General features: G+C 65.0%; 10 protein-coding genes and 1 tRNA gene. 8 read left to right on the top strand and 3 right to left on the bottom strand.

The features are described from left to right. The 8 genes from V7Q81_RS05100 to V7Q81_RS05065 form a co-directional block, all read left to right on the top strand. Window positions 1-261: tetratricopeptide repeat protein (locus V7Q81_RS05100; RefSeq protein WP_333840844.1), on the top strand; the 261-nt coding region annotated here is incomplete at its 5' end. 13 nt (window positions 262-274) lie between these two features. After that, complete coding sequence (gene queE, locus V7Q81_RS05095; RefSeq protein ID WP_333840843.1) at window positions 275-922, top strand: 7-carboxy-7-deazaguanine synthase QueE; 648 nt, start codon at window positions 275-277, stop codon at window positions 920-922. A gap of 15 nt (window positions 923-937) precedes the next feature. Continuing rightward, window positions 938-1630 carry a 7-cyano-7-deazaguanine synthase QueC gene (gene queC / locus V7Q81_RS05090; RefSeq protein ID WP_333840842.1) on the top strand — a complete coding sequence of 231 codons (693 nt, stop codon included), beginning with the start codon at window positions 938-940 and terminating at the stop codon, window positions 1628-1630. A gap of 142 nt (window positions 1631-1772) precedes the next feature. Further along, the gene (locus tag V7Q81_RS05085) at window positions 1773-2900 is read left to right on the top strand and encodes a YeeE/YedE family protein (RefSeq protein ID WP_333840841.1); all 1128 of its coding nucleotides are present in this window, start codon (window positions 1773-1775) and stop codon (window positions 2898-2900) included. 70 nt (window positions 2901-2970) lie between these two features. Next, window positions 2971-3046, top strand: a tRNA-Lys gene (locus V7Q81_RS05080). Between the two features lie 588 nt (window positions 3047-3634). Further along, complete coding sequence (locus V7Q81_RS05075) at window positions 3635-3910, top strand: cytidylate kinase family protein (RefSeq protein ID WP_333840840.1); 276 nt, start codon at window positions 3635-3637, stop codon at window positions 3908-3910. A 214-nt stretch (window positions 3911-4124) separates the two neighbouring features. Continuing rightward, window positions 4125-4406, top strand: coding sequence for a hypothetical protein (locus V7Q81_RS05070; RefSeq protein ID WP_333840839.1), 282 nt, complete (start codon window positions 4125-4127; stop codon window positions 4404-4406). Window positions 4407-4730: 324 nt separating this feature from the next. Next, window positions 4731-5135: a tetratricopeptide repeat protein gene (locus V7Q81_RS05065; RefSeq protein WP_333840838.1), complete on the top strand. Its 405-nt coding sequence runs from the start codon at window positions 4731-4733 to the stop codon at window positions 5133-5135. 49 nt (window positions 5136-5184) lie between these two features. On the opposite strand, the gene V7Q81_RS05060 is transcribed toward V7Q81_RS05065, so the two are convergent. From V7Q81_RS05060 to V7Q81_RS05050, 3 genes are read right to left on the bottom strand one after another with little or no spacing between them, the layout of a single operon-like run. Next, complete coding sequence (locus V7Q81_RS05060; protein ID WP_333840837.1) at window positions 5185-6513, bottom strand: sulfate adenylyltransferase subunit 1; 1329 nt, start codon at window positions 6511-6513, stop codon at window positions 5185-5187. 10 nt (window positions 6514-6523) lie between these two features. Further along, window positions 6524-7465: a sulfate adenylyltransferase subunit CysD gene (cysD, locus tag V7Q81_RS05055; protein ID WP_333840836.1), complete on the bottom strand. Its 942-nt coding sequence runs from the start codon at window positions 7463-7465 to the stop codon at window positions 6524-6526. Next, on the bottom strand, window positions 7462-8217 hold the full coding sequence (locus tag V7Q81_RS05050; protein ID WP_442954763.1) for a phosphoadenylyl-sulfate reductase: 756 nt from the start codon (window positions 8215-8217) through the stop codon (window positions 7462-7464). The genes cysD and V7Q81_RS05050 overlap by 4 nt, the downstream gene beginning before the upstream one ends. Between the last annotated feature and the right edge of the window lie 16 nt (window positions 8218-8233).

The raw sequence follows: 8233 nt of genomic DNA, 5'->3' as shown, positions 1-8233 counted from the left end.
GCCCCGAGCGCCCTGTACTGGGTGGGCAATGCCTATTACGCAATGGGCGACTTCAAGAATGCCATCGCCGCTGAGCAGCGCATGATCGCCACTTATCCCACCGCCCAAAAGGTACCCGACGCCCTGCTGGTGATCGCCAGCAGTCAGCAGGAACTGAAGGACACAGCGGCGGCGAAAAAAACCTTGGAGGAGCTCGTACAGAAGTATCCTCTGACGGAGGCGGCGGAAAAGGCGAAGCGTCGACTGGCGAGCCTGCGGTAACCCCGCGCCTGCAGTGGTCCCTCCTCGGCTACGCGTCACCGAAATCTTCCACTCCCTTCAGGGAGAGACCAGCCGGGTGGGGCTTCCTACCGTCTTTGTGCGCCTGACCGGCTGCCCCCTGCGCTGCCTCTGGTGCGACACCGAATATGCGTTCCATGGCGGAACGCCCATGACCATTGCCGAGATCCTGGAGGCGGTGGACGCCTACGGCACCCGGCGCGCCTGCGTGACCGGGGGTGAGCCTTTGGCCCAGAAGGCCTGTCTTGCGCTCCTCACCGCATTGTGCGATGCGGGCTACGAGGTCTCCTTGGAGACGAGCGGCGCCCTGGATGTGTCGGCGGTGGACCCGCGCGTGGTCAAGGTGATGGACCTGAAGGCGCCCGGGTCGGGGGAAGAGGCGAGGAACCGCTGGGAAAACCTGGCCCATTTGACACCCCGGGACGAGCTCAAGATCGTGCTGGCCGACGAGGCCGACTACCAATGGGCGAAGCGGGTCCTGGCCGAACGCCGGCTGGCCGAGCGCTGCCCGGTGCTGTTCTCACCGGTCTATGGGCGCCTGGATCCTGCCCAGCTCGCCGAATGGATCCTGCGGGACCGTCTCCCGGTGCGGCTGCAAATCCAGCTGCACAAGCTGCTCTGGGGCGAGGCGCCGGGCCATTGAGAGGGTGCTTTGGCGATGGCGGAAGCCGGCAAAAAAGCGGTGGTTCTTCTTTCGGGCGGGCTCGATTCCGCCACGACCCTTGCCATCGCCTTGAGGGAAGGATACGACTGCTATCCCTTGAGCGTAGATTATGGCCAGCGCCACGCCGCCGAGCTGGAAGCCGCCCGGCGTGTCGCTCGCGCCTTGGGCGCCCGAGCCCCCAAGACGGTGAAGCTCGACCTGACGACCTTTGGCGGCTCGGCCTTGACGGATGCCTCCCTGCCCGTCCCGGAGGCACCGGGGGAGGGGATCCCGGTCACCTACGTCCCCGCCCGTAACACCATTCTGCTGGCTCTCGGCCTCGCCTATGCCGAGGTGCTCGGGGCCCAGGACCTCTTCATCGGCGCCAACGCCATCGACTACTCGGGTTATCCCGACTGTCGGCCGCAGTATCTGCAGGCGTTCGAGGCCCTGGCCAATCTAGCCACCAAGGCGGCGGTGGAGGGGCGGCGCCTCACCCTCCACGCCCCCCTGGTGCACCTTTCCAAGGCAGAGATCATCCGGCGGGGCACCGCCCTAGGGGTGGATTACGCCCTCACGGTCTCCTGCTACCAGGCAAGCCCGGAAGGACTTGCCTGCGGGCGCTGCGATGCGTGCCGCCTGCGGCGGGGGGGCTTCGAGGCGGCAGGGCTGCCGGACCCGACCCACTACCAGCCTCAGCCAGGCTGAAGCGCCGCCCATCCAAGGGAGTTATGGCCGAGCGAATTTTTCTGATGGCGGACGGACGACCATATTATTAGAATTTTTCCAATTACTATTCGATCGGCTGGACTATCGGGTGATGGGCCGGCCGTCATTGGAGGGGGCGATCATGGAATTCACCATTCACCATCAGGTCCTGCTGAGCATTTTCGTGATCGCCGCGATCATGGGGGCGGTGGTCTACAAGACCAACTTCTGCACCATGGGGGCGGTCTCCGACTGGGTGAACATGGGGGACACGGGGCGCATGCGCGCCTGGGTGTTCGCCATGGCCGTTGCTACGCTGGGGGTGCTTCTCATGGAGGCCACCGGTATCGTGAACCTGTGGCAGGACACCTTCCCCCCGTATCGGACCGCCAATTTTGCCTGGCCCCGCTATGTCGTCGGAGGGCTGCTCTTCGGCATCGGCATGACGCTTGGGAGCGGCTGCGGCAATAAGACCATGGTGCGGGTCGGGGGCGGCAACCTGAAGTCCCTGGTGGTGCTGGCGGTCGCCTCCCTGGGAGCCTACCTCATGATGTGGACGTCCTTTTATGAAAAGGTTTTCCACCCTTGGGTGGAGCCCCTTACCATCGATCTGGCCAAGTACGGTGTGGGGAGCCAGGAGGTAGCCACCGTCCTCGCTGGCATGGTGGGGCTGGATTCTGCCGGGGCTGGCCATCTGCTCATCGGCTTTCTCGTGGTGGCGGGGATGCTCGCCTTCGTCTTCAAGTCCCCTGACTTCCGCACGAGCTTCGATAACGTGTTGGGAGGCGCGGTGGTGGGCCTGGCCATTGTCGCCGGGTGGTTCATTACCGGCGGCCCGATCGGGGAAAAGTGGAAAGAAGCCGCCCAGATGGCGATCGAGATCCCGAGCCGGGTGCAGACGCAGTCCTATACCTTCGTGAGTCCCATGGGCGACGCCGTGCGCTACCTCCTCGAGCCCACCAACTTCGCCCTGGTGAATTTTGGCCTCATGACCCTGACGGGAGTCATCTTCGGGGCGTTTGCCTACGCGGTGGCCAGCCGCAGGTTCCGCATCGAGTGGTTCGCTTCGTTCAAGGACTTCGCGAACCACGTGGTGGGCGGTGCCCTCATGGGCGTAGGCGGTGCCCTTTCCATGGGCTGCACCGTGGGTCAGGCGATTACGGGGATTTCTACGTTGGCCATCGGCTCCTTCATCACTTTCTTCTGCATTGTTATCGGCGCCGCCGGCACCATGAAATACCAGTACTGGCGCATGATGCAGGAGGCTTGAGGGGGCGCGGTCCTTCGCGGCCCTTTCCTTGACGAAAAAAGCGCGTCGCCAGTAGAATGCGCGCTTTTTCGGGCGGTTAGCTCAGCCGGTAGAGCAGCGGACTTTTAATCCGTTGGTCCGGGGTTCGAATCCCCGACCGCCTACCAGGTTCTGATCGCGTGCGAACGCTGGGCGGCGTGATTCGCGGGATTCTGCAACGTGCCTCGTCCTTTTCCGTCACGAACGCCTCGGCGTTGCCGAGCCCATTCGCCAGTGCTTTGGCGAGCATCCCTTAAGCCGCTTGGATGGGCGCTAGCGCAGCAAGGCGCCCTTTGCCTGCCCCTCCCACGGCGGGCGGGAGGCGCAGCCCCGTCCCCTTTCGCCTGCGCGAGGAGGAAAGGGGCATGCATGTTCGTCGATGACTGGCCGGGGGCTCGGGCCAGCGCGCGAAAGTGACGCTCCGCCGACTGCTCAGACGAGTCTGAGCCCGCAACCGCTTTCCCGCTCGATCCCGAGCTTGCTCGGCCTGCTCGGGTATCACCGGCGGCAGGCATCGCCTTGAAGGGTTTCGGCCGTTTGCTATAGGGAGGTGACGGACGGCGCGCCGCCGGAAAGCGGCTTTCCCCGCGGCCTGTGGCCAGGTTCAAGGAATCCGCTCGGTCTTACTATCCCGCCAAGCGCTGCCCGGCCGCAATCTATTTCGGGGGAGCACCTTTGCTGGCCAAGTGCGTTTCCCTTCTCCGATGGAGGCGTCTATGGCCGTCATCGCAATTACTCGTGAAATGGGACCCCTCGGCAAGGGAATCGCCGAAGGCGTGGCCCAAGCGTTGGGTCTGCAGATTGTCGATCACGAAGTGATCGAGCACGTGGCCGAGAGAATGGGCCGGCCGAAAAGCAAGGCGACCCACTTCTCGGAAGGCGAAGCCAGTAAGTTTCAGAGCTGGAGTGGCGATCCGATCGGTCTCGATCTCTACACCTGCGAGGAGCTCTACAGCCTTGCGTTGCGGGGAAACGTGTTGCTGCGCGGGTGAGGCGCGTGTGCCTGTTCAACACCGTCCCCCATGTGCTCCGGCTGCGGGTACGCGCGCCCATAGCCGTGCGGATCGAGCGCATGTTGGCCCGGGCTGAGTACGGCGGATCGCGCCGCGGTCGAAAAGGAGATACGGCGGAGCGACGCCGCCCACGCGGCGGTCGTCGAACGCCTGACGGGCGCCGATTGGTAGGATCCCTTGCGCTACGACCCTGGTGTTCAATACCGAGCGGGAATCAGTGCAGTTCTGCGTCGGCGAGCTGATCGATGCGGTGCGTAGCCCGCAGTTTGCCGAGACACCGTCTGCCCGCATCGAGTTGCAGCGGCTTGCGCTACGCGCCCGGCTCAAGGCGGCGCTTCACTGCCAGGAGGAGACCCGTAACCTCAACGTGGACATCCGCATCGATCAGGGACCGCATCATGCTGTAGGGCATGGTGGCGAACGAAGGAGAGCAGCGCACCGCGGAGGCGCTGGCGTCGTGCCTTATCCAAGATAGGACGATGCTCAGCAATTTGCGCACGCGAGGGGGTAAACACCTTCATTTTGCACCCCTGGGAAGCGGCTGGCTCGGGATCCAGTGGTAGCGCTGTGGAGGACGGGCGAGCCGCGCAGTGACACCCGTGGCGTCAGCTTTCGGCGGGCGCATCATCGAGGCTCGGGGCGCGGCGACGCCCGGGTGAGCAAGGTCATGGGTTTTTTTGGGTTTTGCTGCTGGACCCGCAGGCGGGCGTCGGCTTTTAGGGTGCCTGTTGCTGCTCGCGTGTAGCCTCGGCGCCGCCCAGCAAAGCGAATCTCCCGAAGAGCAGGGGCGGCCTGGCAGTTGGGCTATCTCCTGCACCTCTACGGCGAGTACGAGCGCGCCATCGAGCGCTTCCGCGAGTCCATTTCTCTGCATCCCACCGCCGAGGCCCATACCTTTCTCGGCTGGTCGCTGAGCCATCTCGGCAGGCTCGAGGAAGCCATCGCCCAGTGCGAAATCGCGATCCGGCTCGATCCAGACTTCGGCAACCCGTACAACGACATCGGAGTTTATCTCATCGACCTGGGGCGGCCGGAGGAAGCGGTTCCCTGGCTGGAAAAAGCAACCAAGGCCAAGCGTTACTGCTGCTACCAGTTCCCCCACTTCAACCTGGGGCGGGTGTGGCTCGCCCAGGGACGAATCGAAGAGGCGCGGCGGGCGTTCGAGCGGGCGCTCGAGTATGATCCCGATTATTTGCCTGCCTGATGGGCCCTGGAGGTCCTGGAACGCAGCGGCTTGCGGGGTTTGTAAGTCTCTACGCCGCCCAGTCGTTGTGGCTGGGTTCTGCTGCATCCAGCAGCATTCCCGCGGCCACGGTACGGGCGCTCCATTCATCGATCAGGATGAAGCTTCCAGTGCTCCGGCCGCGGGTGTACGGGTCGAAGGCGAGGGGCTCCTGGAAGAGAAGTGTCGCCCGGGCGATGTCATTGGTTTGTAATGTCGTGCCGGCGGGCACGTACGCCAAGGTGTCCATGTCCAGGCACGATTCGATGTCCAGCACCTGAGCCTTGACGGTGCGCGTTCCCAGCTTGAGCGCGTAGGGTTGTCCCGTGCGCAGGGGCTCGGGATCGAACCAGCACAAAGTTGCTTGTGCCACGCTGTTGACCGTGGGCGGGGATTGCGGACTCGCCATCAGGCTACCTCGGGAGACGTCCAGCGCCCGGTCCAGCATCAGGGTAACTGCATCGCCGGCGTGGGCGCGCTCCACCGGGCCGTCCAGGCCGAGTACGGCGCGCACTCGCGCCGAGCGCCCACCGGGGTAGATCCCGACCTCCATGCCGGGCGCCACCGTTCCTGACTCCACGCGCCCCATGAGCCGCCGGCCCTGCCCCGGTTGTAGCGGCCGGCCCACCAGTTGCACGAAAAAGCGCAAGGGCTGGGATTGCAGGTCGCGCGCAGGGCTCAGCCGCTCCAGTGCCTCTAGCACCGTGGGGCCCTCATACCAGGGCATGGCGCCCCGGCGTGCCGCCACATGCTCACCGGCGGTCGCCGAGACGGGGACGCTAATGATATCGACGAGTCCAAGCTTCCCGGCAAGGCACGCCACTTCCCGGGCTCGCTCGACGAACGCTTGGCGGCTGAAAGCCATCAGATCCATCTTGTTGATGGCCACGATGAAGTGGCGCACTCCCAGCAACCGTGCCAGGGTGAAGTGTCGGGCGCTCTGGCGCGTGACACCCTTGGTCGCGTCCACCAGGAGGACCGCCACCTCGGCGCGGCTTGCGGCGGTGGCCATGTTGCGGGTGTACTCCTCGTGCCCGGGGGCGTCGGCGATAATGTACTTGCGCGCGCCATGGCTGAAATAGCGGTAAGCGACGTCGATAGTGATACCCTGTTCCCGCTCGGCCTCCAGCCCGTCGGTGAGCAGGGACAAATCGATCGCCGCCTGTCCCCGGCGCCGGGAGGCGCACTCCAGAGCCGCCAGCTGGTCGCTGTAGAGGCTGCCGGTCTCGAGGAGGAGTCGCCCGATTAAAGTGCTCTTGCCGTCGTCCACATCTCCCGCGGTCATGAAACGCAGCACGCCGCGTTCGGGGTTGAGGGCGCTGTCTCGCCTGAGCGGAATGATCTCTGCCGGTGTGATCATGGCACGCTCCTCAGAAATAGCCTTCCCGTTTCCGCCGCTCCATGGAAGCCTCCGCCGTATGGTCGTCGAGCCGCGTGGCTCCCCGTTCCGTGACCGCTGTCCTTCGGGTCTCCTCGATCACCTCTTCTACCGTCATGGCGAAGGATTCCACTGGGCAGGTGCAGCTCATGTCCCCCACGGTTCTGAAACGCACCGAGAGCTCTTCCACCACTTCCCCGTCCCGAGGCGGTCGCAGCGGCGTCACCGGCACGAGCAGGCCGCGATGGCGCACAACCGCGCGCCGGTGGGCAAAATAGAGGGACGGCAGGGCGAGGCTTTCCCGGGCGATGTATTGCCACACGTCCAGCTCGGTCCAGTCGCTCAAGGGAAACACCCGCAGGTGCTCTCCTTCCAGCACCCGCGGGTTGTAGAGCGTCCACAGCTCCGGCCGCTGGCGCTTCGGATCCCACTGGCCGAAGCGGTCCCGGAAGGAGAACACCCGCTCCTTGGCCCGAGCCTTTTCCTCGTCGCGGCGGGCTCCGCCGATCAAGGCGTCGAAGCCGAACTCCCGCACCGCTTCCAGCAGGGTGATCGTCTGGGCGGCGTTTCTCGATTCGTCCTCGGCACGCAGGCGCACCGTGCCCCGGCGGATGGAATCCTCCACCGAGCGCACGATGAGTCGCACGCCTGTTCCCCGAACGAGTCGGTCGCGGAATGCCAGCACTTCAGGAAAGTTGTGCCCGGTGTCGATGTGCAGGAGAGGAAAAGGCAGGCTGCCGGGGTAGAAGGCCTTCTGGGCCAGCCGGAACAACACCACTGAATCCTTGCCACCAGAGAAAAGCAACGCGGCATTGGCGCACTCCGCGGCGGCTTCCCGCAGGACGAAGACCGCCTCCGCCTCGAGCCAGTCGAGGGGGTCCCCGACCTTTCTGGGAACGCGAGTCGAGCTGTGCGGGTGAAAGGCATCGTTCATGGTTGCACCTGTTTCGATCGAACAAGCTTTCCGTCGGGCGCCACATGCAGGCCGCATTCCCGGCTAGCAGGCGCTTCCCACCACCAGCGGCCTGCCCGCGGGTCTTCCCCCGGCGCGACCGGCCGGGTGCACGGTGCGCAACCGATGCTGCGGAAGCCCTGGTCGTGGAGGAGGTTGTAGGGGACGTCGAAAGCCCGCAGGTAATCCCACACCTCTTCCTCGCTCCAATGGGCGAGGGGGTTGAATTTGGCGAGCCCGTGTTGGGCATCGATTTCCCGCTCCTGGATATCGGCCCGGGTGACGGACTGCTCTCGGCGCAGTCCCGTGATCCAGGCCCGCTTTCCTTTCAGGGCGAGCCGAAGGGGCGCGAGCTTGCGAATTTCGCAGCAGCGCTTGCGTGCCGTGAGGCTGCGATAGATGCCCTCCTCGCCGTGGGCCTCGAGGAACGCTTGCACGGTCCGGGGATCGGGTTCGAAAGTGCGGATGCGATAGCGGTAGCGGCTTTCGACCGCGTCCATCAGCGCCAGCGTCTCCGGGTGGAGCTTGCCGGTGTTCAGAGTGAAAATCTCGACCTCGACGCCGAGACGCAGGACGGCGTCGGTCAACACCATGTCCTCGGCGCCCAGGCTGGAGGCAAGAGCCGCAGGACTGAAATCTCGAGCGATCTCCCGCACCATATTCTCCAGCCGCGGGAGCTTGTGCGCCAGCAGCCCCGAGTGCGCACCACGGCGGGAAAGGGTGGACTGGTCCATGGGTTTTCCCCCCTTA

The organism is Pelomicrobium sp., assembly GCF_036803785.1.
Lineage (GTDB): Bacteria > Pseudomonadota > Gammaproteobacteria > Burkholderiales > UBA6910 > Pelomicrobium.
Note: the sequence above shows the minus strand (reverse complement) of the source record. Positions and strands in the feature narration are given on the sequence as shown.

What these genes read in the sequence shown, in the direction of transcription:
- queC (WP_333840842.1), top strand. Translation starts at nt 938, where the DNA reads ATGGCGGAAGCCGGCAAAAAAGCGGTGGTTCTTCTTTCGGGCGGGCTC.
- V7Q81_RS05085 (WP_333840841.1), top strand. Translation starts at nt 1,773, where the DNA reads ATGGAATTCACCATTCACCATCAGGTCCTGCTGAGCATTTTCGTGATC.
- V7Q81_RS05075 (WP_333840840.1), top strand. Translation starts at nt 3,635, where the DNA reads ATGGCCGTCATCGCAATTACTCGTGAAATGGGACCCCTCGGCAAGGGA.
- V7Q81_RS05060 (WP_333840837.1), bottom strand. Translation starts at nt 6,513, where the DNA reads ATGATCACACCGGCAGAGATCATTCCGCTCAGGCGAGACAGCGCCCTC.
- cysD (WP_333840836.1), bottom strand. Translation starts at nt 7,465, where the DNA reads ATGAACGATGCCTTTCACCCGCACAGCTCGACTCGCGTTCCCAGAAAG.
- V7Q81_RS05050 (WP_442954763.1), bottom strand. Translation starts at nt 8,217, where the DNA reads ATGGACCAGTCCACCCTTTCCCGCCGTGGTGCGCACTCGGGGCTGCTG.